The 23,627-nt window shown below is 65.8% G+C and carries 19 protein-coding genes; 12 read left to right on the plus strand and 7 right to left on the minus strand.

What is annotated here, in order from left to right:
• Nucleotides 1–248: 248 nt before the first annotated feature.
• The 6 genes from ACFIMZ_RS35300 to ACFIMZ_RS35325 form a co-directional block, all read right to left on the minus strand.
• Complete coding sequence (locus ACFIMZ_RS35300; RefSeq protein WP_431825894.1) at nt 249–1,214, minus strand: TauD/TfdA family dioxygenase; 966 nt, start codon at nt 1,212–1,214, stop codon at nt 249–251.
• 77 nt (nt 1,215–1,291) lie between these two features.
• Nucleotides 1,292–2,602, minus strand: a complete 1,311-nt coding sequence (locus tag ACFIMZ_RS35305; protein WP_431826033.1) for a diaminobutyrate--2-oxoglutarate transaminase family protein — start codon at nt 2,600–2,602, stop codon at nt 1,292–1,294.
• 150 nt (nt 2,603–2,752) lie between these two features.
• Nucleotides 2,753–3,703, minus strand: a complete 951-nt coding sequence (locus ACFIMZ_RS35310; protein ID WP_431825895.1) for a UDP-glucuronic acid decarboxylase family protein — start codon at nt 3,701–3,703, stop codon at nt 2,753–2,755.
• Entirely contained in the window at nt 3,693–4,016 is a 324-nt protein-coding gene (locus ACFIMZ_RS35315) for a hypothetical protein (protein ID WP_431825896.1), read from the minus strand. The genes ACFIMZ_RS35310 and ACFIMZ_RS35315 overlap by 11 nt, the downstream gene beginning before the upstream one ends.
• Nucleotides 4,017–4,184: 168 nt before the next feature.
• Nucleotides 4,185–4,862 carry a DUF2239 family protein gene (locus tag ACFIMZ_RS35320; RefSeq protein WP_431825897.1) on the minus strand — a complete coding sequence of 226 codons (678 nt, stop codon included), beginning with the start codon at nt 4,860–4,862 and terminating at the stop codon, nt 4,185–4,187.
• Nucleotides 4,863–4,922: 60 nt separating this feature from the next.
• Nucleotides 4,923–5,507 (minus strand): LysE family translocator, encoded by a 585-nt coding sequence (locus tag ACFIMZ_RS35325; RefSeq protein ID WP_431826034.1) that lies wholly within the window; start codon nt 5,505–5,507, stop codon nt 4,923–4,925.
• 510 nt (nt 5,508–6,017) lie between these two features.
• Between ACFIMZ_RS35325 and ACFIMZ_RS35330 the strand changes: the two genes are divergently transcribed.
• From ACFIMZ_RS35330 to ACFIMZ_RS35370, 9 genes are all read left to right on the plus strand, one after another.
• Nucleotides 6,018–7,388 (plus strand): MATE family efflux transporter, encoded by a 1,371-nt coding sequence (locus ACFIMZ_RS35330; RefSeq protein WP_431825898.1) that lies wholly within the window; start codon nt 6,018–6,020, stop codon nt 7,386–7,388.
• A 79-nt stretch (nt 7,389–7,467) separates the two neighbouring features.
• Nucleotides 7,468–9,480: a pyrroloquinoline quinone-dependent dehydrogenase gene (locus tag ACFIMZ_RS35335; RefSeq protein ID WP_431825899.1), complete on the plus strand. Its 2,013-nt coding sequence runs from the start codon at nt 7,468–7,470 to the stop codon at nt 9,478–9,480.
• Between the two features lie 37 nt (nt 9,481–9,517).
• Entirely contained in the window at nt 9,518–10,759 is a 1,242-nt protein-coding gene (locus ACFIMZ_RS35340; RefSeq protein ID WP_431825900.1) for a cupin-like domain-containing protein, read from the plus strand.
• 75 nt (nt 10,760–10,834) lie between these two features.
• Nucleotides 10,835–12,619: a carbamoyltransferase family protein gene (locus tag ACFIMZ_RS35345; RefSeq protein ID WP_431825901.1), complete on the plus strand. Its 1,785-nt coding sequence runs from the start codon at nt 10,835–10,837 to the stop codon at nt 12,617–12,619.
• Between the two features lie 414 nt (nt 12,620–13,033).
• A complete protein-coding gene (locus ACFIMZ_RS35350; protein ID WP_431825902.1) occupies nt 13,034–13,237 on the plus strand; it encodes a hypothetical protein in 204 nt (67 codons plus the stop codon).
• On the plus strand, nt 13,234–14,850 hold the full coding sequence (locus ACFIMZ_RS35355) for a tryptophan halogenase family protein (protein WP_431825903.1): 1,617 nt from the start codon (nt 13,234–13,236) through the stop codon (nt 14,848–14,850). The genes ACFIMZ_RS35350 and ACFIMZ_RS35355 overlap by 4 nt, the downstream gene beginning before the upstream one ends.
• Nucleotides 14,851–14,861: 11 nt before the next feature.
• Complete coding sequence (locus ACFIMZ_RS35360; protein WP_431825904.1) at nt 14,862–15,935, plus strand: monodechloroaminopyrrolnitrin synthase PrnB family protein; 1,074 nt, start codon at nt 14,862–14,864, stop codon at nt 15,933–15,935.
• Nucleotides 15,936–15,985: 50 nt separating this feature from the next.
• Nucleotides 15,986–17,686: an NAD(P)/FAD-dependent oxidoreductase gene (locus ACFIMZ_RS35365; protein ID WP_431825905.1), complete on the plus strand. Its 1,701-nt coding sequence runs from the start codon at nt 15,986–15,988 to the stop codon at nt 17,684–17,686.
• A 30-nt stretch (nt 17,687–17,716) separates the two neighbouring features.
• Entirely contained in the window at nt 17,717–18,829 is a 1,113-nt protein-coding gene (locus tag ACFIMZ_RS35370; RefSeq protein WP_431825906.1) for a Rieske 2Fe-2S domain-containing protein, read from the plus strand.
• Nucleotides 18,830–19,105: 276 nt separating this feature from the next.
• Here the strand turns inward: ACFIMZ_RS35370 and ACFIMZ_RS35375 are convergent, their stop codons facing one another.
• On the minus strand, nt 19,106–19,699 hold the full coding sequence (locus ACFIMZ_RS35375; RefSeq protein ID WP_431825907.1) for a hypothetical protein: 594 nt from the start codon (nt 19,697–19,699) through the stop codon (nt 19,106–19,108).
• A 535-nt stretch (nt 19,700–20,234) separates the two neighbouring features.
• Between ACFIMZ_RS35375 and ACFIMZ_RS35380 the strand changes: the two genes are divergently transcribed.
• From ACFIMZ_RS35380 to ACFIMZ_RS35390, 3 genes are all read left to right on the plus strand, one after another.
• Nucleotides 20,235–21,782 (plus strand): NAD(P)/FAD-dependent oxidoreductase, encoded by a 1,548-nt coding sequence (locus tag ACFIMZ_RS35380; RefSeq protein WP_431825908.1) that lies wholly within the window; start codon nt 20,235–20,237, stop codon nt 21,780–21,782.
• 11 nt (nt 21,783–21,793) lie between these two features.
• The gene (locus ACFIMZ_RS35385; RefSeq protein ID WP_431825909.1) at nt 21,794–22,729 is read left to right on the plus strand and encodes an aspartyl/asparaginyl beta-hydroxylase domain-containing protein; all 936 of its coding nucleotides are present in this window, start codon (nt 21,794–21,796) and stop codon (nt 22,727–22,729) included.
• Nucleotides 22,730–22,826: 97 nt separating this feature from the next.
• On the plus strand, nt 22,827–23,627 hold the full coding sequence (locus ACFIMZ_RS35390; protein ID WP_431825910.1) for a thioesterase II family protein: 801 nt from the start codon (nt 22,827–22,829) through the stop codon (nt 23,625–23,627).

The following is a 23,627-nucleotide window of genomic DNA, read 5'->3' on the forward strand; positions in this document are numbered from 1 at the left end:
CCACCTTTGGATCCGTGCGCGTTCATTCCGATGGGCAACGGCAGGCTGTCCTGCGCGAAGCAGATTGCGATCCGGCATGGCGAATGGGATAAGGCATCGCCGCCGTGTCGATTGAATGTCAGTGTGTCTCGCCTGTTTGTCTCAGTTCACATCGTCACTTCACATCGCCTGCGGTGTGGAAATTAGAGCACCGCAACATCCCGATGTCTGCCCCGTAAATTCCGGACAAGACGTTTCGCGTACGTGTTCTATGCAGGGGAGTATGGATCCAGAAGCGACACGACGACCTTGCGCTCGCCTTCGAAGGGATTGCGGCCATGCGCGAATCGCATGTTGTCGACCAGCAGCACGTCGCCCCGTTGCCAGGGAAAGGCGATCGCGCATTCGCGGTAGGCATTGCGAATCTGCTCGAGGTCGGCGAGATCGAATGGACTCCCGTCGCCATAGAACGCGTTTCGCGGCAGGCGATCATTGCCGAACAGGCTGACGATCGAACTGGCGAGCGATGCTTCCAGGTTCGAGATGTGGAATAGATGCGCCTGATTGAAGAAAACCCGGTCGCCGGTTACCGGATGGTAAGCCACGCCCTGGTTGATCTGTGCGGTACGCAACGTGTCGTCGTCGAGCCATTCGTGCTCGATGCCGTTGTCCGCGCAGAAGGCCGCGAGCTGGCCGCGGTCGCTGGTCTGGAAGACCGTTTCCCACGGAATGTCGACGTGCCGCCGGTAGTGCCTGACATAGCGGACCTGCTTCGACTCGAAGTTCTCCAGGATGCGCGGTCCGATCCTGCGGCTCACCTCCCGCATGTCGGCGATCGGCGTTTCGCCTCCGGCCGTGGCCGCGGTCAGGCAACAAAATGCGACTCTCAGCGGCCAGCTTCGCTGATATGCGTTTTCGCAATGAAGCGATATCGTCTCGCTCGGCGGATACTCGGTTGCGGTGAATACGCCGTTGCCGATCGCGCTGCGCGGCGTGGAACGATAGACGTAGTCGGACTTACGGGCCGAAATCGCGTTCGCAACCGCTTCGAATCCATCCACGGATGAAACGTCGAAGCCACGAAACAGCAGCGCCCCATGTTCCAGAAGCCGGGACTCCAGCTCCGCTCGATTGTCGTTCACCGCCAGCACGATATCGCGCTCGTTCGATGCCGGCTCCAGCAGCCACGGCGAGGCGCCCTCGGCAAGCAGCTTGCGTTCCGTCATGCCCAGCATGGTCGATCTTCCTTTTCTGAACGTGGATCGCGGCGACACCCGATCCGGTCGGTCTTCACGGTCGCGCCGCAGTGCGCCTATGCGCGGCAGGCCGTTTCCACGGCTTGCTCGAAGCGGTTGAGAATCTCGTGGATATCGGCTTCCGAGACGATCAACGGCGGAAGGAACCTGAGCACCGCGCCGTTGCGGCCGCCGGTTTCGATGACGAGTCCGTTGTGCAGGCAATTCAGCTTGATGGCTTTTGCCAGTGCCGCATCGGTCGGGCCGGTTTGGCCATGAGGGCCTGGCTTGACGACTTCAGCGCCGATCATCAGGCCGCTGCCGCGTATCTGGCCCAGGCAGGGGAAACGTTCGGCAATGCGTTCGAGGCCGGCAACCAGCAGTTTGCCGACCCGGTCCGCGTGCGCCGAAAGACCTTCTCGATCGATGATGCGCATGGTCGACAAGCCCGCCACCATCGCGATCTGGTTGCCTCGAAAGGTGCCGGCGTGCGAGCCGGGCGGCCAGGTGTCCAGGCGCTCGTCATAGACCACCACCGAGATCGGGTAGCCGCCGCCGATCGCCTTTGACAACACCAGCACGTCCGGCCGGATGCCGGAATGTTCGACGGCGAACAGCGCGCCGGTTCGGCCGAGGCCGGTCTGCACTTCATCGACGATCAGCGGGATTTCGTGCCGCAGCGTCAGTTCGCGCAACTCGATCAGCCAGGCGTTGGAAGCGGGGATGCAGCCGCCTTCGCCTTGCACGACTTCGACGATGATCGCCGCCGGTTTCGTGATCCCGCTCTCGGGATCGGACAGGACGGTCCGAATATAGTTGATGCTGAGTTGATCGGTCGCCGAGCCGTCGGTGCCGAACGGGCAGCGAAAAGCATAGGGGTAGGGCAGGAAATGAACGCCGTGCCCGCTGCCGCCGGCCGATTTGGGCGCGAGATTTCCCGATGCGGCGAGCGCGCCGGCCGTCATGCCATGGTAGGCGCCGTGGAACGCCATGATCGTCGAGCGGCCCGTATAGTGCTTCGCAAGCTTGACAGCCGCTTCGATGCCATCGGATCCGCTCGGACTGCAAAACTGGATCTTGCCGGTTTCGGCGATCTTCCTGGGCAGGAGCGAGAAAAGCTGTTCGACGAACGCGTACTTTGCCGGCGTCGCCAGGTCGAGTGCCTGCTGCATTTGATCGGAGGACAGAAACCGCATGACGGCTTCATTGACTTCCGGGTGGTTATGCCCGAGCGCGAGCGTCCCTGCATTGGACAGACAGTCGATGTATTCCCGACCCTCGGCGTCGCGTACGCGTACGCCCTTGGCATGGGTAAACAGCCGGGGGAAGGATGTCGCGTAGGTTCGGGCCTTCGATTCGACACGCTTCAGATACTCAAGTTGTTCCATACGCAGTGATCCGGCTTGCAAGGCGGATTGATGGACACCGGCGCACGAGAGCAGCTTCATGTCGGCCAATGGTGTACCGGTATGGCCTGATTGAAGCATGTACGCCGTGTCGCGTCTGTCACGGGAAATTGGGACAAAGGCGATGCAAAGTCACTTCGCCATGGTCGAGCGGAAATAGTCGATGGTCCGCCGGAGTCCCGCTTCGAGCCCGACCGTCGGCTTCCAGTCGAGTTGGGCGCGCGCGAGGCTGATGTCGGGGCAACGTTGTGTCGGATCATCCTTCGGCAGCGGGCGGAATACGATCCGCGACTTCGAGCCGGTCAGGCGCAAAATGATCTGCGCCAGCTCGCTGACCGCGATCTCATGCGGATTGCCGAGATTGATCGGGCCGGTGACGTCCGCGGGCGTGGCCATCATCAGGATCAGACCTTCGACCATGTCGTCGACATAGCAGAACGCGCGGGTCTGGCTGCCGTCGCCGTACAGCGTGATGTCCTGGCCGCGCAGCGCCTGCACGATGAAGTTGGACACCACGCGGCCGTCGTTGGGATGCATGCGCGGCCCGTACGTGTTGAAGATGCGCACCACCTTGATTCGCACGTTTTGCTGGCGGTGATAGTCGAAGAACAGGGTCTCCGCGCAACGCTTTCCTTCGTCGTAGCAGGCGCGCGGCCCGAGCGGGTTGACGTTGCCCCGGTAACTCTCCGGCTGGGGATGCACATCGGGGTCGCCGTACACTTCGCTCGTGGAGGTCTGCAGCACGCGTGCGTGCGTGCGCTTGGCGAGCCCCAGCATGTTGATCGCGCCCATCACGCTGGTCTTGGTGGTCTGCACGGGATCGAACTGATAGTGGATGGGCGAAGCCGGACAGGCGAGGTTGTAAATCTCGTCCACCTCCACGTACAACGGAAAGGTCACGTCGTGGCGGAGCGCCTCGAAGCGCGGATTGCCGAGCAGCGCGGCCACATTCTGCTTGGTGCCGGTGAAATAGTTGTCGACGCACAAGACGTCATGACCGAGTTCGACAAGGCGCTCGCAAAGATGTGAACCGAGGAAACCCGCTCCACCTGTCACGAGGATCCGCTTTCGATCAAGTTGCACTATTGCACTCCAGGTATCGCACGGAGGCAAGCGACGCGCGGCCTCCAGGCATGTTCAATCGGCCCGCGGTTCCGGCTTGAAAGCCGAGATGGCGCGCGGGGTGCTCCACCTCGACGATCATGGTGTCGGCCGCTCGGATCCGGAATGCGCCCGATCCGGTTCGGCATGAGTTAAACATGAGGCCGCGCGGATGTATGTCGTAGAAAAAGGGGACGCGGTTCAGGCCGGCGGGTCCGTCCGGCGCATCGGCCGGCACCGCGTGGCCGATTCCGGTCGCCGCGCCGGGCCGCGCGGCAACGATGCCGCGCGCCAACCGATTCGAACAACGAAATGATTTTCGGCTATTGGGGTGCCGGTTCTTTCAGATCGTCGATGCGCCGGGAATGCCCCGGGAGATTTCAGCGAGGCGTCTGCAAAACGCAGGAGACGTTTCGGGTTGGATACGGCAAGCGGCCCTGGCGCACATCCGGCGTGCAACGACTCAAGACTCTCCTTGCATCGGCTGTTCCGCTCCGCCGAACGCCAGCAACGCGGCGTGATCGCGCACGTCGGCCGGCCAATTTACGATGAGCCTCGACAGGCGCGGCCGGTCGTCCGCGAACAGCGCGCGGACGGCCTCCTCGAATCCGGCCAGGTCGCCCGCGATCGCGGACATGAAGTAATAGGCGCGCGCCTTTGCTTCGTGAGTGAGGCCGATGGCGGCGGGCGCCTGAATGCGCGCCTCGACGAGCTTGCGCAGCGCGACCGACGCGCCGCCCGATTGCGAGGCCAGCCACTCCCATTGACGCGGCAGCAGCGTGACCTCGCGTGACACCACGCCGAGCTTCGGGCGGCCGCGGCCGCGCCGCGCACCGAGTAGCGCGTCGGCTGGCGCCGCCGGCAACTCGGCGTCGGTCGCGTCGCCGGGCATCTCGCCGGATTGCTCGCGGGCCCGCCCTATCGAAGCTGTCGCGCCGAAGTGACCGCGAACGTGATGGCCGGAACTGCCGATATCGATGTCGACGGGACAGCCGGTCGTGTTGTCGATGATCAGGATCGCGCCGGTCGCTCCGCTATCGATAACGCGCCGTGCGGCATGCGCGACGACCGTGAGCGGTCCGGAGGCGATCCGTCGAAAGCCATGGAAGGTGGTGTACTCGTAGCAGCACGGATTTTTCATCCCGTTGGAATGGATCTCAGGCCGCCGGCGCAGCGGCCGTCTGCCGCGTTGGGTGCGGCCTCATCGATTGAATGCCGAATACACGAGCGTGCCGGAGAACATCAGCAGCACGATCGACGCGCAGCGCAGCAACGTCGACGCGCGGTCGGCCCAGTTGCGATTCGAGGTCAGCAGGCCGCCGAGGCTGGACCAGCCGATGCCGATCGGCACCAGGACCACGAGGAACACGGCAATCGCGCAGGCGAATTGGCTAATCGAGCGGAACGCGGCGAGCGGGAACAGCGTGCTGGCGAACAGCAGCGCCTTCGGATTCATCAGCGTGGCAAAGAACAGGTCGCGCCTGCTGACCGGCCCGCGCGCCAGATCATCCAGCTTCGGGCCCTTGGTCCACATCTTCACGGCAAGGTAGAAGATGAATCCGGAGCTGAGCAGCTTGATGCCGATGAACATCCAGTTGTTGCCGGCGGCGAGCGCGTGCAGGAAGAAGCCCCAAATCGAGATCGCGACGACGTAACCCGCCGCCTCCGCGACAACGAGCGGCCACGTATCGCGAATGCCGGCCTTGAGGCCCGCCGAGAGCAGCAGCGTATTCGTGGGTCCCGGCACGATCAGCACGAGCAATACATAAAACGACATCTTCAGCATTGCATCCAGGGTGGGCACGATACCTCCTTGGCATGTCGGAACCCTTGCGGCCGTGCACCGTGCCCGGCCGACGCGGACGAACGGTAGCACACGCGCAGTGGCGGCCGCGCGGACATCCGGATTCGCGGATCCAGCAGGAGTGAACGGCGACGCCGCATGCTGATGTGCGCTGGTGCTGCCGCAAGTTGCCCGATGGGAACGGGCGGGCGGAGCGAAAGACGGCCCATTGTCGTTGGAAGGCGAAGCGCCATCAAACTGCTAAATTTAGTAGGTCGGCAGACCGACACAACCCAGGACGATTCAGTTAGGATCGCTCAGCCAGACGTCGCCCGTCACGTCACGTACCGTATGGACCAGTCGACGCCCGTGCCGCGCGCCCCATCGTGCTCTCCGGGGACGACCCGCATGTGTCGGCGGGCTCCCGACGGACGTCCGCGCCAATGTGACGCGCCATTACGTCGAGTCCCAAGACGAGACGCTTATAGATAGATTCGATAGGGTAACGAAATAATGGAAGGCTTAGTCGAAAATACCGCCGCATTGCCGCAATCGACGATGCGCGAGGCGTTGAAGATCTCGCTGCCGATCATGATCTCGCAGTTCGTCGTGATGATCGGCGGCTTCGTCAGCAACCTGCTGCTGTCGCGCGTCGACGCCACGACGTTCGCGGCCGGCCTGCTCATCAACTCGGTGCAGATGCTGCTGATGACGGTGGTGTTCGGCATGCTGTTCGCGCTGAGCCCGCTGATCGGCCACGTGAAGGGAGAAGGGCGCGAGCCGGAGCGGATCGGCCACCTGTTCTCGGCGGCGCTCGTGGTCGCGATGCTGCTCTGCGTCCCGACCATCATCGGGCTGCTGTTCATGGGCCCGATCCTCACGGCCCTGCACCAGCCGCCCGAGCTCGTCAGCGCCTGCATCGGCTTCTTCCGCATCTACGTCTATTCGCTGCCGGCGGTCGGCATCATCTCGGTGTGCGTGCAACTGCTGCTCGGCATCCTGAAGCAGGCGCTCGTGCTGCTCTACAGCCTGTGCAGCCTGCTGCTGACGACGCTGCTCGGCTACCTGCTGATCTTCGGCAAGCTCGGCTTGCCGGCATTCGGCCTCGATGGTCTTGCCTGGGCGCAGTCGATCACGGCCTGGGTCGCGGCGCTGGTGCTCGGCGGCTTCGTGATGAGCCACGGCAGCCATCGTCCGTACGGACTGCTTGCGATGCGCGGCGAGCCGGTCAGGCAGGGGGTGACGCGCATCGTCAAGGTCGGGTTTCCGATCTCGGTGCAGATGGGCAACGAGATCCTGTCGTTCTTCGTGACGACGGTCATGGTCGGCTGGCTCGGCATCGCCGCGCTGAACGTGCAGCAGGTCGCGACGCGCTACCTGCTGCTGCTCGTGATCCCGATCGTCGGCCTGTCGCAGGCGGCCACCGTCGTCGCGAGCCGGCACTTCGGCGGCGGGCGGCTCGGCGCCGTGAAGCAGGTGGGCGATGCCTACACGCGCATGGGCGTGGTCTATTCGCTGATCGTGCTCGCCGCGTTCGCGCTGGTGCCGAGCCTGTTCGTGCGCGTGTTCGTCGCCAACACGCCGGAGAACGCGGGCATCTATCACACGCTGTCCATCATCCTCGTGCTGATCGCGATCGGGCAGATCTTCGACGCCGTGCGCAACACGCTGACGGGCGCGCTGCGCGGCCTGCAGGACACCAAATTTCCGATGAAGGTCAGCATGATCCTGATCTGGCCGGTGGGCGTGCCGCTCGCCTACGTGATGGGATTCACGCTCGATTGGGGCCTCGTCGGCATCACCGTCGCACACGACATCGTCATGGTGATCGGCGCGGCGATCCTCTGGCAGCGCTGGAGAAACCGCTTCCCGCGACACGGCTGATCGCCGTCGCCGCGCACCGCGCGGATCGTCGCCGGGCGCCGGTGGGTCGTCCGGCCGTGGAGGCTCACAGGAGGCATCTATGGCAACGAAATCGACGCTCGCGGGCGTCGCGATACGGCTCGCCCTGCTCGGCGGCGCCTTCATGAGCGGCGCGTTGCAGGCGGCGCCCGGCTATGGAGGCGATGTCGAATGGCCGCACTACGCGGCCGATCAGGGCGCGTCGAAATACCTGCCGGTCGACCGGATCAACCCGGGCAACGTCCATCGCCTGGTCCAGAAGTGGGTGTGGGAGTCGCCCGACAACGCGATCGTCGCGCAGGCGAACGCGGGCGGCATGAAACTGTGGCCGAACGCGAACGAGGCGACGCCGCTGATGGCGGGCGGCCGGCTCTACGTGATCACCTCGCTCAGCGAGATCGCCGCGATCGACGCGGCCACCGGCAAGACGCTCTGGGTCTTCAATCCGAAGAGCTACCTGGCCGCCGACGGCACCACCTTCGCCTATCCCCCGAATATCGGCTTCGTCCAGCGCGGCGTGTCGTACTGGAAGCACGGCGACGCCGAACGGATCTTCTTCGCGACCGGCAGCGCGCTGCTGATCTCGCTCGACGCGCGCACCGGCAAGCCCGACAGCACGTTCGGCAGCGGCGGCGTGATCGACCTGAAGCAGGACCTGCGCCGCAGCGTATCGCAGGCGCTGTACGGCATGAGCTCGCCGCCGATCGTCTGCGGCGGCGCCGTGATCGTCGGCTCGAACATCCTCGATTTCCCGCTCGCACAGCCGATGGCGCCGGGCGACGTGCGCGGCTTCGACCCGCGCACCGGCCAGTTGCTGTGGACCTTCCACACGGTGCCGGAGAACGGCGAAACGGGCGCCTCCACCTGGGTCGCGAACGACAACGTGAACACCGGCGGCGCGAACGTCTGGGCGCCGATGAGCTGCGACAGCGAGTCGGGCATCGCCTACCTGCCGGTCAGCACGCCGTCGAACGACTACTACGGCGGCAAGCGGGCCGGTGACGGCTGGTTCGGCGACAACCTGGTCGCGCTGCGCGGGCGCACCGGCAAGCTGGTCTGGAACTACCAGCTGATCCACCACGGCCTGTGGGACTACGATCCGCCCGCGGCGCCGACGCTGTTCGACGTGCGGCGCGACGGCCGGCTCGTGAAGGCGGTCGCGCAGGTCTCGAAGCAGGGTTTCGTCTACGTGTTCGACCGCACCAACGGCAAGCCGATCTGGCCGATCGTCGAGCGGCCGGCGCCGCCCTCGACGTTGCCCACCGAGGTGGTGTCGCCCACCCAGCCGACGCCCACCCGGCCGTTGCCGTTCGACCGGCAGGGCGTCACCGACGACGACCTGATCGACTTCACGCCGGCGCTGCGCGCCGAGGCGCGCGCCACCGTCGCGAAATACGTGCACGGGCCGCTCTACACGCCGCCGTCGGTCGACCAGACGGCCACGGGCGGCACGCAGGGCACGCTGATGATGCCGGGCAACGTCGGCGGCAGCAGCTGGGCGGGCGCCGCGTACAGCCCCGAGACGGGCTACCTGTACGTGCCGTCGGTGACCAAGCCGTCCGTGATCGGGCTGTTCCCGTTCTCGACGGAGACCTACGCCGGCGTGCCGAAGATGCTGACGATGCCCGACGGCCTGCCGATCTCGAAGCCGCCGTACGGCCGGCTGACGGCCATCGACATGCGCACCGGCGACCATGTCTGGATGCGCCCGGTCGGCCGCGGCCCGGTCGACCATCCCGCGCTCGCGGGGCTCAGGCTCGGACCGCTGGGGTGGGATCGCCGCAGCTTCTTCATCGCGACCAGCGGCCTGCTGTTCGGCACGCAGGAAGGGATCGTGACCGCGAACCCGACGCAGCTGAGCCGGACCACCACGCTGAACCTGATCAGGAACGACGACGCGTACCTGTGGGCGCTCGACCCGCGCACCGGCCAGACGCTGCTCGAATTGCCGATGCGGCACGGCAACGCGTCGGGCTCGCCGATGACTTACGTCACCAACAACCGGCAATACATCGTGGTGCCCGTCGGCGGCGGCGGGAATCCCGCGCGGCTGGTTGCATACGGTTTGCCCTGAAGCCCTTGCCCTGAAGCCCGTCACGAAGGAGGACATCGTGCTGACCACCAAGTCACGTACTCACGTTCGACCCGAATTGTCGCTGCTGCTGCGTTCGCTCGGATCGCGCCTCGCGCAGGCGCGCCAGGCGATCGATCCCGCGCGGCTGGAGCAGATCCTCGCCCAGCCGCACCTGTCCGAATACGAGCCGCGCCAGGTCGTGCACGGCCTCGACCAGTGCGAGGCGGCGCGGCATCGCTACCAGCAGCGCCTGCTCGCGCGGACGATCCTGCAGGACCACCACTACGAACGCGAGGCGATGGCCGCCGATTGCGAGGAGATCTTCTCGGCGATCGCCGGCGAGAATCCCGTCGCGTCGGCCGTGCCGCTGCCGCGCGTCGATTTCCGCACGATCTCGCCCGAGGCGTTCCACGAGAACTACGTGCGCCGCCCGCATCCGGTCGTGATCGAGAACGTCGGCCACGACGCGTCGTCCTACCATCTCGACGCGCTCGTCGAGCGCTACGGCGGCGACATCGTGCCGATGATGCGCATCGACACCGGCGAGAACTACGAGGGCCCGCTCGCGGAACTGCTCGAGGGCAAGTCGTATCTGGCCAACAGCGACCGGCTGTTCGTCGATCATCCCGAGCTCGAGCAGAACCTGTACTCGTCGTCGTTCGCGCCGTACACGAAGATGACGCGCATCTCGTCGCAGTTGTTCATCTCGAACGGCGGCGCGGGCAGCCCGTCGCACTTCGGCAAGATCGCGAACACGTTCTACCAGCTCGAGGGCGTGAAGGTCTGGAGCCTCGTCGATCCGGCCTTCCTCTATCTCGTCTATCCGCTGCTGCTGCCGGGGGATGCCGTCACCGCGCTGCACTGGCAGGACGAATCGGATCACGCGCGCTGCCCGCTGTTCCGCTTCTGCCCGCGCTACGAAGCCGTGCTGCAGCCCGGCGACGTGCTGTGGAACCCGTACTACTGGTTCCATTCCGTCAAGAACCGCACCAAGCGCACCGTGGCCGTGGCGGACCGCTGGTTCGGCGTGCCGGGCAAGGATTTCCTGAGCCCGGCGCCGCTCTACGACTTCGCGTCCACGCTGTGCCCGCAAAGCGTGGACGTCGATACCTACGTGCAGTGGATGCAGATCCAGCAAAGCGTCACGAAACGCAAGATTCCGTGGTACGAGCGCGTGTCGCACGGCCGCCGCTACCGGGCGTTCGATTCCGCGTACAACGCCGCCGCCTTCGGGCTGCAGCCGCCGGACCTGAGCCGCGGCGTGTTCAACCACGACTGATCCGATTCTGACCCGATTCCCGGCGGCGGCCGCGAGCGCGGACGCCGGCCATCGAACCTTCACGAGGTCTTCACGATGAAGCGCAACTACATCGGGCTCGGCACGAGTCCGCACGATCCGTCGCTCGCGATCGTCGATTCGCGCGGCCAGCTGGTGTTCGCCGAGGATTCGGAGCGCTATCTGCAGAACAAGCGCGCCTGGTGCAGCCCGCCCGACGATTTCATCCGCATCGGCAAGCTGCTCGGCGAATACTGCGAGCGCGACGCGGAATTCGTGATCGTCGGCAGCTGGCGCGCGAAGTTCTTCAAGCGCCTGCACTTCTTCTCGTTCGGCCCGCTCAAGGGGCTGATCCGGCGCAAGATCGGCGCGGACAATTTCGACATGCTGCGCTGCATCGCGAGCTATGCGAACCCGCGCCACGGCATCAATACCGAGGCGCACCTGCAGCGCGTGTTCGGCCGCCGGCCCGTGATCCATCGCGAATACGAGCACCACCTGACCCACTCGGCGGCGGCCTGTTTCGGCAGCACGTTCTCCGACGCGGTCAGCGTCGTGATCGACGGGCTCGGCGAATCGACCTCGTGCAAGGTGTTCCATTTCGATCGCGGCGTGCATCGCGAGATCTCGACCAAGCCGTCGCAAGGCAGCTTCGGCCAGTACTACAGCCTGCTCTGCGAGCTGTGCGGGTTCGACCCGATCGGCGGCGAGGAGTGGAAGGTGATGGGGCTCGCGCCTTATGGCGGGAAAAGCGACCGCTACTATGGCCTGCTGCGCAGCCTGCTCGACGTGGACGACCTGCGCATCCGCGAAGGGCGCCACGCCGCGGCCGCGATCGGCGAGCTCGTGAAGCTGCGCCGCACGCGCGGCCAGCCGGCGCTCGATTTCGCCGATCTCGCCTACACCGGGCAGCTCGTGTTCGGCGAATTCGTCGACGAACTGCTGGCCAACGCGCATCGGCGCGGCCTGTCCGACAACCTCGTGCTGTCGGGCGGCTGCGCGCTCAACTCGGCCTATGTCGGCAGCCTCGCGGGCCGCGGGCCGTTCCGCCGCAGCCACGTGTTCTGCGCGCCGGCCGACAACGGCAATTCGGTCGGTGCGGCGTGGCTCGCGTATCACGCGGATCATCCGGGCGCCTGGCAGCCGCGCGCCGAGGTGCAGTCGCCGTACGTCGGCAGCCGCCTGTCGGCGGACGCGCTCGACAAGCTGCTCGAATACGGCGGCTTCGACGCGCAGCGCACGCCGGATACGGCCGAGCTGTGCCGGCGCGTCGCGACCGAGCTGAGCGAAGGGAAGATCGTCGCGTGGGTGCAGGGCCGCGCGGAATTCGGCCCGCGCGCGCTCGGCAACCGCTCGATCCTCGCCGACCCGCGCGATCCGGACGTGAAGGAGCGGATCAACGCGAAGGTGAAGTTCCGCGAGGAGTTCCGGCCGTTCGCGCCGTCGATCCTCGCCGAGCACGCGAACGCCTATTTCGAGCACGCGTGCGATACGCCGTACATGGAGCGCGCGCTGCGCTTCCGTCCGGAGATGGCGTCGCGCGTGCCGGGCGTCGTGCACGTCGACGGCACCGGCCGCCTGCAGACCGTCAAGCGCGAGCTGAACCCGCGCTACCACGCGCTGATCGAGGCGTTCCACGCGATCACCGGCGTGCCGATCCTGCTCAATACGAGTTTCAACGTGATGGGCAAGCCGATCGCGCATTCGGTCGAGGATGCGATCGCGATCTTCGCGACGAGCGGCATCGACGTGCTCGTGCTCGACGACGTGATCGTGCGCAAGGGGCCTGCGCGGCGCGAGGCGGCGCCGGCGCATCGCGACGAGGCGCGCGAGGCGCACTCGCCGCTGGCGGTCGGCGACTAGAGCCGGTTATGAACCTATATGAATGAAGTCGATGATTTTGGGCAGCATTGGACAGGCGAAGGCGAGGAAATGGTGACGGCTTTATTTCTTTCCCGTGAATTCAGTCGTTCATTTCGCATTTTTATACAATAAATTCGTCGACGCGCGCGATCTAAATGAAAAAGTTAATTTATCTTTTTTAAAAAAGTAAATATTTCGCCGATATTTTCCTGGATTGAGTATTTCTCTGGATCAATTGAGGTTGATATGAAATTTTGCGAGGTGTGCCATCGTGAACACTGCTATGGTGTATCGGAGAGTTTACGTGCATGGCATGGCAAGCCTCGGGAAGCCGACGTTGTCCGAGCATCTCGATGCGCTAATGGCGATTGCCGCATCGGCAAGTCAATCTGTTGATGCGGCATCCCTTGCGCGGTGTGCCGCCGATGCGATGAGGCGGTTGGAAGGTATTTTCACGGAGAGTTGCCGAACTTCGCCGCGATTCACTATGCCTTCCCGGTGTCATGTGTCGTGATGAGCCAGACACGTTATGACGCGTTTTCGGACGAGTTGCGAGTTCAGCTCGATAAGGCGGCACTATCCATTCAGGTTTTAAATCCTATGAGAAGAGTGTCATGAGCAAGCCGATCAAGAATATCGTCATCGTGGGCGGCGGCACCGCGGGCTGGATGGCCGCCTCGTACCTCGTCCGGGCGCTCCAGCAGCAGGCGAACATTACGCTCATCGAGTCTGCGGCGATCCCCCGGATCGGCGTGGGCGAGGCGACCATCCCGAGTTTGCAGAAGGTGTTCTTCGACTTCCTCGGGATACCGGAGCGGGAGTGGATGCCCCAGGTGAACGGCGCGTTCAAGGCCGCCATCAAGTTCGTGAACTGGAGGAAGTCTCCCGACCGCTCGCGCGACGATTACTTCTACCATTTGTTCGGCAGCGTGCCGAACTGCGACGGCGTGCCGCTTACCCACTACTGGCTGCGCAAGCGCGAACAGGGCTTCCAGCAGCCGATGGAGTACGCCTGCTACCCGCAGCCCGAGGCGCTCGACGGCAAGCTGGCACCGTGCCTGCCCGACGGCACCCGCCAGATGTCCCACGCGTGGCACTTCGACGCGCATCTGGTGGCCGACTTCCTGAAGCGTTGGGCCGTCGAACGCGGGGTGAGCCGCGTGGTCGACGAGGTCGTGCAGGTTCACCTGAACGACCGCGGCTACATCTCCAGCCTGTCCACCAAGGAGGGGCGGACGCTGGAGGCGGACCTGTTCATCGACTGCTCCGGCATGCGGGGGCTCTTGATCAACCAGGCCCTGAAGGAGCCGTTCATTGACATGTCCGACTACCTGCTGTGCGACAGCGCGGTCGCCAGCGCCGTGCCCAACGCCGACGAGCGCGTGGGGATCGAGCCGTACACCTCCGCGATCGCCATGAACTCGGGGTGGACCTGGAAGATTCCGATGCTGGGCCGGTTCGGCAGCGGCTACGTCTTCTCGAGCAAGTTCACCTCGCGCGACCAGGCCACCGCCGACTTCCTCGACCTCTGGGGCCTCTCGGACAATCAGCCGCTCAACCAGATCAAGTTCCGGGTCGGGCGCAACGGGCGGGCGTGGGTCAACAACTGCGTCGCTATCGGGCTGTCGTCGTGCTTTTTGGAGCCCCTGGAATCGACGGGAATCTACTTCATCTACGCGGCGCTCTACCAGCTCGTGAAGCACTTCCCCGATACCTCGTTCGACCCGCGGTTGACCGACGCATTCAACGCCGAGATCGTCCACATGTTCGACGACTGCCGGGATTTCGTCCAGGCGCACTATTTCGCCACGTCGCGCGAAGACACGCCGTTCTGGCTCGCGAACCGGCACGACCTGCGGCTCTCGGACGCCATCAAGGAGAAGGTTCAGCGCTACAAGGCGGGGCTGCCGCTGACCACCACGTCGTTCGACGATTCCACGTACTACGAAACGTTCGACTACGAATTCAAGAACTTCTGGTTGAACGGAAACTACTACTGCATCTTTGCCGGCCTGGGCATGCTGCCCGACCGGTCGCTGCCGCTCTTGCGGCACCGACCGGAGTCGATCGACAAGGCCGAGGCGATGTTCGCCCGCATCCGGCGCGAGGCCGAGCGTCTGCGGACGAGCCTGCCGACGAACTACGACTACCTGCGGTCGCTGCGTGAGGGCGACGCGGGGCTGTCTCGCAGCCAGCCCGGGCCGACGCTCGCGGCGCGGGAAATCCTGTAGTGGAGCGCACCATGGGCCGGGTAGGCGCATTCGCGGCCACGCATGCCGCGGTGGCGGCCTGCGATCCGCTGCAGGCGCGCGCGCTCGTTCTGCAGCTGCCGGGCCTGAACCGTAAAAAGGACGTGCCCGGCATCATTGGCCTGTTGCGCGAGTTCCTCCCGGCGCGCGGCGTGCCCTCCGGCTGGGGCTTCGTCGAAGCCGCCGCCGCGATGCGGGACATCGGGTTCTTCCTGGGGTCGCTCAAGCGGCACGGACACGAGCCCGTGGACGCGGTGCCCGGGCTCGAGCCGGTGCTGCTCGACCTGGCGCGCGCGACCGACCTGCCGCCGCGCGAGACGCTCCTGCACGTGACGGTCTGGAACCCCGCGGCGGCCGACGCGCAGCGCAGCTACACCGGGCTCCGCGACGAAGCGCACCTGCTCGAGAGCGTGCGCATCTCGATGGCGGCCCTCGAGGCGGCCATCGCGGTGACCGTCGAGCTGTCCGACGTGCCCCTGCGGTCGCCCGCGTTCGCGCAAGGGTGCGACGAGCTGGCGGCCTATCTTCAGAAAATGGTCGAATCGATCGTTTACGCTTACCGCTTCATCTCGCTGCAGGTCTTCTACGACGAGCTCCGCCCCTTCTACGAACCGATTCGAGTCGGGGGCCAGAGCTACCTCGGCCCCGGTGCCGTGGAAATGCCCCTCTTCGTGCTGGAGCACGTCCTGTGGGGCTCGCAATCGGACCACCAGGCTTATCGGGAATTCAAGGAGACGTACCTGCCCTACGTGCTTCCCGCGTTCAGGGCGGTCTACGCCCGGTTCGCCGGGGGGCCGGCGCTCGTCGACCGCGCGCTCGGCGAGGCGCAAGCGGTCGGCGCGCGGGGCGAGCCCGTCGGGGCCGGGCTGGCGGCCCTCGACCGGGTCTTCGAGGTCCTGCTGCGCTTCCGGGCGCCTCACCTCAAATTGGCGGAGCGGGCGTACGAAGTCGGGCGAAGCGGCCCCACAATCGGCAGCGGGGGGTACGCGCCCAGCATGCTCGGCGATCTACTCACGCTCACGCGTGCCGCGCGGTCCCGCCTGCGCGCCGCGCTCGACGCGCCCTGACGCCTGACGCGTGCGGCCATGTGTTCCATCTCACAAGGAGAGTTTGCCCCATGACTCAGAAGAGCCCCGCGAACGGGCGCGACAGCAACCACTTCGACGTGATCATCCTCGGCTCGGGCATGTCCGGCACCCAGATGGGGGCCATCCTGGCCAAACAACAGTTTCGCGTGCTGATCATCGAGGAGTCGTCGCACCCGCGGTTCACGATCGGCGAATCGTCGATCCCCGAGACGTCTCTCATGAATCGCATCATCGCCGATCGCTACGGCATTCCGGAGCTCGACCGCATCACGTCGTTCTACTCGACGCAGCGTTACGTCGCGTCGAGCACGGGCATCAAGCGCAACTTCGGCTTCGTGTTCCACAAGCCCGGCCAGGAGCACGACCCGAAGGAATTCACGCAGTGCGTCATTCCCGAGCTGCCGTGGGGGCCGGAGAGCCATTATTACCGGCAAGACGTCGACGCCTACCTGTTGCAAGCCGCCATTAAATACGGCTGCACGGTCCGCCAGAAGACGAACGTGACCGAATACCACGCCGACAAGGACGGCGTCGCGGTGACCACCGCCCAGGGCGAACGGTTCACCGGCCGGTACATGATCGACTGCGGAGGACCCCGCGCGCCGCTCGCGACCAAGTTCAAGCTCCGCGAAGAGCCGTGCCGCTTCAAGACGCACTCGCGCAGCCTCTACACGCACATGCTCGGGGTCAAGCCGTTCGACGACATCTTCAAGGTCAAGGGGCAGCGCTGGCGCTGGCACGAGGGGACCTTGCACCACATGTTCGAGGGCGGCTGGCTCTGGGTGATTCCGTTCAACAACCACCCGCGGTCGACCAACAACCTGGTGAGCGTCGGCCTGCAGCTCGACCCGCGTGTCTACCCGAAAACGGACATCTCCGCGCAGCAGGAATTCGACGAGTTCCTCGCGCGGTTCCCGAGCATCGGGGCGCAGTTCCGGGACGCCGTGCCGGTGCGCGACTGGGTCAAGACCGACCGCCTGCAATTCTCGTCGAACGCCTGCGTCGGCGACCGCTACTGCCTGATGCTGCACGCGAACGGGTTCATCGACCCGCTCTTCTCCCGGGGGCTCGAGAACACCGCGGTGACCATCCATGCGCTCGCGGCGCGGCTCATCAAGGCGCTGCGCGACGACGACTTCTCCCCCGAGCGCTTCGAGTACATCGAGCGCCTGCAGCAGAAGCTCCTGGACCACAACGACGACTTCGTCAGCTGCTGCTACACGGCGTTCTCGGACTTCCGCCTGTGGGACGCGTTCCACAGGCTGTGGGCGGTCGGCACGATCCTCGGGCAGTTCCGGCTCGTGCAAGCCCACGCGAGGTTCCGCGCGTCGCGTGACGAGGGCGACCTCGATCACCTCGACGACAACCCCCCGTACCTCGGGTACCTGTGCGCGGACATGGAGGGGTACTACCAGTTGTTCAACGACGCCAAAGCCGAGGTCGAGGCCGTGAGCGCCGGGCGCAAGCCGGCCGAGGAGGCCGCGGCGCGGATTCACGCCCTCATCGACGAACGAGACTTCGCCAGGCCGATGTTCGGCTTCGGGTACTGCATCACCGGGGACAAGCCGCATCTCAACAACTCGAAGTACAGCCTGCTGCCGGCGATGAAGCTGATGCACTGGACGCAAACCAGCGCGCCGGCAGAGGTGAAAAAGTACTTCGACTACAACCCGATGTTCGCGCTGCTCAAAGCGTACATCACGACCCGCATCGGCCTGGCGCTGAAGTAGTCGGCCGACACCGACACCGACACGAAAACGATGAACGACGTTCTATTGGATCAAGCGGGCACCCAGGAGCATCCCCCGGGGGCGTACGACGCGACCACGCGCCTGGCCGCGAGCTGGTACGTCGCGATGCGCTCGGACGACCTCAAGGACAAGCCGACGGCGTTGACGCTCTTCGACCGTCCGTGCGTGGCGTGGCGCGGCGCGACGGGGCGGGCCGTGGTGATGGACCGCCACTGCTCGCACCTCGGCGCGAACCTGGCCGACGGGCGGGTCAAGGACGGGTGCATCCAGTGCCCGTTTCACCACTGGCGCTACGACGAGCAGGGCCAGTGCGTTCACATCCCCGGCCACAGCCCGGCGGTGTGCCGGCTGGAGCCCGTCCCGCGCGGGGCGCGCCAGCCGACGCTGGTCACCGCCGAGCGATACGGCTACGTGTGGGTCTGGTACGGCTCCCCGCAGCCGCTGCACCCGCTGCCCGAAATCGCCGCGGCCGACGTCGACAACGGCGACTTCATGCACCTGCACTTCGCGTTCGAGACGACGACGGCGGTCTTGCGGATCGTCGAGAACTTCTACGACGCGCAGCATGCGAACCCCGTGCACGCGCTCCCGATCTCGGCCTTCGAGCTCAAGCTCTTCGACGATTGGCGCCGGTGGCCGGAGGTCGAGTCGCTGGCCCGGGCGGGCGCGTGGTTCGGTGCCGGGATCGACTTCACCGTGAACCGGTACTTCGGGCCCCTCGGCATGCTGTCGCGCGCGCTCGGCCTGAACATGTCGCAGATGAACCTGCACTTCGACGGCTACCCCGGCGGGTGCGTCATGACCGTCGCCCTGGACGGAGACGTCAAATACAAGTTGCTCCAGTGCGTGACGCCGGTGAGCGACGGCAAAAACGTCATGCACATGCTCATCTCGATCAAGAAGGTGGGCGGTGCCCTGCGCCGCGCGACCGACTACGTGCTGTTCGGGTTGCAGACCAGACAGGCTGCGGGGTACGACGTCAAAATCTGGAACGGGATGAAGCCGGACGGCGGCGGCGCGTACAGCAAGTACGACAAGCTCGTGCTCAAGTACCGCGCGTTCTACCGGGGCTGGGTCGACCGCGTCGCCGAGTCGACCGCTCGACCGCGCCGCCGCGAGTGAGCGGCGATGCGTGAGTCGGCGGCCCTGGCAGGCTGTTGAAAAACGTTCCGGGAGGATCGCGCCGAAAATTATCGACCTCTCAAAACGCACAACACGCCGCTCGCGTAACCCGGGTAATGGGTGGAGCACCCCAAAATGTGGGTCGCAGACACGCCTCAAAACAGTTTTTCAACAGCCTGCTGGGCCTGGGCCGGCGACCAGGCCGGCCCGGCGAGGCCTGCCGCGTGATGTTCGCCGGCCGCGTCGCGGCCGCGCCGCGCTCGCCGCCGGCGGCCGCTAGTTGCCGGCCGGCTTGTCGGCCTGCTCGCGCGCGAGCCGCAGCTTGTCGCGCAGGCGCTGCTTGGCTTCCGGGTCCTTCGGCTTGACCCAGTCCCGGCCGATCCGCTCCCAGTCCGGGTCCTTCGGATCCAGGCCGATATCGATGATGTGCGGCGCCTGCGCAAGGAAGCAGTGGCCCTTGAACTGCAGCAGGTAGAAGCCGCGATGCGCGTCGAGATACTCGCGCGCCTCCTCGTAGCTCGGAAACCAGACGTTCAGGTTGAATTCGCTCGCATTGAACTTGTAGAGCTCGGTGTCGGCGAAGTCGTCGGCGCTTTCCTGCTGCGCGCGCAGCTGCCGGTTCAATGCGGTCCAGTCGTCGTGCCCCGCCTCGCGCGCCAGCAGGTCGAGATACTTGCCGACCGGCAGCGCGTGCAGCCGCTTGCGCAGCACCGCGTCGTCGGCGGCGCTCAGTCCGACATGCTCGCGCAGTCGCTGCACGACGGGATGCCGCGCGATCCCGCCGGAATCGTCTTCGAGTGCCTGCTTGACCGTCTTTTGCAGGCGCGCGGCCTGCAGCCGGTATTTGTCGATGGGACTGATGGTCTTCATGGTCTGTATTCCGAAATGACGGGTTGCATCGACGATGCTGCGCGTGGCAGCCACGGGCGATTGGACGTGGCGGCCGCGCAAAACGTTCGGCCGGCTCCGCGAGAACGCAACGACGGCAACGGCGGACGGCGGCAAGTGCGGCACCGATATAGATAGTCACGCATCGTCCACGCATCGCGCGCGCGTGTCGCGCTCGGCCAATCGAGTCGATTCGGAATGGAACCATCTGCGCGTGCCGGCTGCTACTCGGAAATTTAGTAGGTATTCCGATTGGTGTTTCGATGGTTAAGATGATTTGCGAGGCGAATCAATCAAGCAGCGCTGATGGCGAAGCAGGGTTCGTCATTGCCACCGCGCGTCCCGTTGCGAACGCGCCTCTCCCGGCAGGCAATCCAGTGTGCCGGACTCGTGTGAATCAACCATGTCGCGCCTGGGTCGCGCTCCCCGGATCAAATGCGGATCGGGTCGCACGAGCGGCCGGACGTCATGGGCCCGTTTCGTCATCGATTTCGATCATTCAAGGATGGAGGCGTGGATGGAAGCTGATGTCGCAATCATGGGGGGTGGGTTGGCGGGCTTGTCGCTCGCGCGTCAACTGCGGCTCGAGAAGCCGGACATCCGCATCGTCGTGCTCGAGCGCGGCAAGCGCCCCGCGCAGGAGGCGAGCTACAAGGTCGGCGAGTCGAGCGTGGAGGTGGCCGCGCACTACTATGGCGAGCGCCTGAAACTGAAGGATCACATCGACGCGGCGCAACTGCCCAAGCTCGGCCTGCGCTTCTTCTTCCCGCACGGCGACAACGGCGACGTCACGCAACGGCTCGAGATCGGGCCGAGCGACTATCCGACGGTGCCGAGCTACCAGCTCGACCGCGGCCGCTTCGAGAACTTCCTTCACGACCAGGTGGTGGCCGACGGCGTGACCGTGTTCGACCGCGCCCGCGTGCAGCGCGTCGAGCTGCGCCCCGACGATCGCCACGAGATCGGCTTCGTGCACGGCGACGAGGTCAGGACCGTCACCTGTCGCTGGGTGGTCGACGCGGCCGGCCGCAGCAAGATCCTCAAGCGCAAGCTCGGGCTCGAGAAGGACGGCAACCTGCGCAACGGCGCGGTGTGGTTCCGGCTCGGCGCCGAAGTCGACATCTCCGACATGAGCGACGATCCCGAATGGCGCGCGCGCACCGGCCCGTCGCGACGCTTCAGCACCAATCACTTCATGGGGCCGGGCTACTGGGTCTGGTTCATTCCGCTCGGCTCGGGCTCGACCAGCGTGGGCATCGTGTTCGACAACACGATGCACAACGTGAAGGAAATGAACTCGTTCGAGAAATCGATGAACTGGCTGCGCGAGAACGAGCCGCAGTGCGCGGCGCTCGTCGAGCGCTATCGCGACACGCTGCAGGATTTCCTCTGCTACCAGGATTACTCGTACAGCTGCACGCAGGTGTACTCGGCCGATCGCTGGTGCATCACGGGCGAGGCGGGCGTGTTCATCGATCCGTTCTATTCGCCGGGCAGCGACTTCATCGCGTACAGCAACGAGTTCGTCGGCGACCTGATCCTGCGCGACCTGCGCGGCGAGGACATCGCACCGCTGGCGCGCGCCTACGACCGCGTGTTCCTGCAGCTCGCCGAGATCGTGTTCATGCTCTACGAAGGGCTCTACCCGAAGTTCGGCAACGGCTTCGTGATGACGCAGAAGATCCTCTGGGACAGCGTGATCTATCTCGGCGTGACGTGCCTGCTGTACTTCAACCGCAAGTGGCACGACCTCGCGTTCCTCGGCCGCATCGATACCGAGCTCGCGCGCTACAACGACCTGCTGCGCTCGGTGGCCGATCACTTCAAGCGCCAGCCGATCCTGCACGACGCGTCGCTGGCCGGCGAATACGTCGACCTGACCAAGACCTACCTGTTCGGCCGCAACCTGAACCGGGAGCTGCTGATCGAGTACACCGACGACGATGCGCTGATCGCGAAGCTGCGCGAGAACATCGGGCTGCTCGAGGAGCTGGCCGTCAGCATCCACAACAACGTCGACATCTCGCGCAACCTCCAGCCGCTGCAGGCGGCGGAACCTGCCTGAAAGGAGGGGATATGTCGCCGTTCGAGAAAAACCTGACCCTGCGCAGGGCCGTACTGGACGTGATGGAGCAGGGGGGATGCTACCGCCGGATCATGGACGGCGGCCCCGAGCTGGATCGCGTGAAGGCGTTCCTGCTGCGCATGGCGCGACCCGAGCACGGCGAGCGCCTGCCGAAGCAGCATCCGACGTTCCTGCCGATCTTCCCCGGCCTCGACAACCGGCCGATGCGCAGCCCCGAGGGCGACCCCGTCGCCGACTACCTGCGCGCGGCGACGCCCGCGATCCGCGACGAGGCGCTGCGGCTGCGCAGCCGCGTGCTGTCGTTTACGGGCGGCGTCGTGACCGACGGCGCGTGGCTCATCTATCCGCTCTGGTACATGGGCACGCAGCTGCCGTTCATGACCATGCACTGCCCCGAGCTGAAGCGCATCGCGGCCGGGCTGCCGCGCTGCGGCATCGCGCATCCGTTCTCGGAGGCGCTGCTGTCGTGGCAGGAGCCGAACACGCATCTCGGCGCGCACTGCAGCGTCGATTCGCTGCGCCTGCGCTACAGCGTCGGGATCATCGTCGACGCCGACTGCACGCTGCGCGTCGGCGAGATCCGCAAGCAATGGCAGGTCGGCGAATCGATCGTGTTCGAGGACTGCTTCGAGCACGAGGCCTGGAACGGCCCGAAGAGCCGCCTCGTGTTCATCATCGACACGTGGCATCCGGACCTCAGCGAGATCGAGCGCGACGCGCTGCAGGCCATGTTCCGCAAGCGCGAGGTGCGCGACATCCTGTGCGAGTTCCGCATGTCCGAGCCGATGCGGCCGTTCCTCGCGCAGCGCTTCGCCGAGGAGGATCGCGATCCGGCGCTGCGGCGCTATTGGGATGCCGACGCGTCGATCACGGCGCCGAGGATCGAGGACTGGGGCACCTGGGACACGGTGCCGGTGTTCTCGTGACGCGCGGCCCGCGCGCGGCGCCCGCTAGCGCTGCCGCGGAACGGTTCGATGTGCCCGCCGCCGCGGCCTGGCGGCGGCCCGGAGTGGGGAGCGTCTGATGGCTGGTCAGGATTTCCATGCTTGGTTTCATGCGCCGATCGATCCGGCGCCGGGCCCCACGCCGCGGGCCGCGCTGGTCTGCTTCCCGTATGCGGGCGGCGGGCCGTCTGCCTATCACGCGTTCTGCCGCGCGCTGCCGCCGCAACTGCGGCCGCTGGTGGCGCGGCTGCCGGGCCGCGAGGCGAGCCGGCAGATGCCGCCGCTGACCGATCTCGACGACATCGTCGCGCACCTGGCCGATGCGCTGCGCCCCGCCGTGGGCGACCTGCCGATGGTGTTCTGGGGGCACAGCATGGGCGCGCTGGTCGCGTTCGAGGTGGCGCGCCGGCTTGGCGGCGAGGCCGGCCCGCGCTGCCTGATCGTGTCGGGCTGCAAGGCCCCGCAGTTGCCGCGCGTGCCGCGCCCGGTGCCGGTGGAGGCCCTCGACGACGCGCGTTTCGTGCAGTTGCTGCAGGGCTATGGCGGCATGCCGTCCGCGATTCTCGACAATCCGGACCTGCTCGCGCTGCTGCTGCCGCAGATCCGCGCCGATTTCGTCGCGATGGACGGCTATCGCTACCGGGCCGGCGCGCCGCTCGAATGCGACCTGCTCTGCGTGAACGGCGCGTCGGACCATCTGGTCGGCCGCGATGCCGCGCGTGCGTGGGCCACGCAGACGTCGCGGCACGCCACCTGCGAATGGCTGCCGGGCGGGCATTTCTTCATCAACGAAAGCCGCGCCGCGCTGGTGCGGCTGATCGTCGATGCGGTCGAGGATGGCGTCGTGCCGTCCGATGCGGCGCTGACCCGGGGCGCATGA

The sequence above is a fragment of the Burkholderia sp. F1 genome, assembly GCF_050813845.1.
GTDB classification, from domain to species: Bacteria; Pseudomonadota; Gammaproteobacteria; order Burkholderiales; family Burkholderiaceae; genus Burkholderia; species Burkholderia ubonensis.

Excerpts from the sequence above, each read along its gene's own strand:
- ACFIMZ_RS35300 (WP_431825894.1), bottom strand. The coding sequence starts at position 1,214 with ATGCTGGGCATGACGGAACGCAAGCTGCTTGCCGAGGGCGCCTCGCCG.
- ACFIMZ_RS35305 (WP_431826033.1), bottom strand. The coding sequence starts at position 2,602 with ATGGAACAACTTGAGTATCTGAAGCGTGTCGAATCGAAGGCCCGAACC.
- ACFIMZ_RS35320 (WP_431825897.1), bottom strand. The coding sequence starts at position 4,862 with ATGAAAAATCCGTGCTGCTACGAGTACACCACCTTCCATGGCTTTCGA.
- ACFIMZ_RS35325 (WP_431826034.1), bottom strand. The coding sequence starts at position 5,507 with ATGCTGAAGATGTCGTTTTATGTATTGCTCGTGCTGATCGTGCCGGGA.
- ACFIMZ_RS35330 (WP_431825898.1), top strand. The coding sequence starts at position 6,018 with ATGGAAGGCTTAGTCGAAAATACCGCCGCATTGCCGCAATCGACGATG.
- ACFIMZ_RS35335 (WP_431825899.1), top strand. The coding sequence starts at position 7,468 with ATGGCAACGAAATCGACGCTCGCGGGCGTCGCGATACGGCTCGCCCTG.
- ACFIMZ_RS35345 (WP_431825901.1), top strand. The coding sequence starts at position 10,835 with ATGAAGCGCAACTACATCGGGCTCGGCACGAGTCCGCACGATCCGTCG.
- ACFIMZ_RS35355 (WP_431825903.1), top strand. The coding sequence starts at position 13,234 with ATGAGCAAGCCGATCAAGAATATCGTCATCGTGGGCGGCGGCACCGCG.
- ACFIMZ_RS35360 (WP_431825904.1), top strand. The coding sequence starts at position 14,862 with ATGGGCCGGGTAGGCGCATTCGCGGCCACGCATGCCGCGGTGGCGGCC.
- ACFIMZ_RS35365 (WP_431825905.1), top strand. The coding sequence starts at position 15,986 with ATGACTCAGAAGAGCCCCGCGAACGGGCGCGACAGCAACCACTTCGAC.
- ACFIMZ_RS35370 (WP_431825906.1), top strand. The coding sequence starts at position 17,717 with ATGAACGACGTTCTATTGGATCAAGCGGGCACCCAGGAGCATCCCCCG.
- ACFIMZ_RS35375 (WP_431825907.1), bottom strand. The coding sequence starts at position 19,699 with ATGAAGACCATCAGTCCCATCGACAAATACCGGCTGCAGGCCGCGCGC.
- ACFIMZ_RS35380 (WP_431825908.1), top strand. The coding sequence starts at position 20,235 with ATGGAAGCTGATGTCGCAATCATGGGGGGTGGGTTGGCGGGCTTGTCG.
- ACFIMZ_RS35385 (WP_431825909.1), top strand. The coding sequence starts at position 21,794 with ATGTCGCCGTTCGAGAAAAACCTGACCCTGCGCAGGGCCGTACTGGAC.
- ACFIMZ_RS35390 (WP_431825910.1), top strand. The coding sequence starts at position 22,827 with ATGGCTGGTCAGGATTTCCATGCTTGGTTTCATGCGCCGATCGATCCG.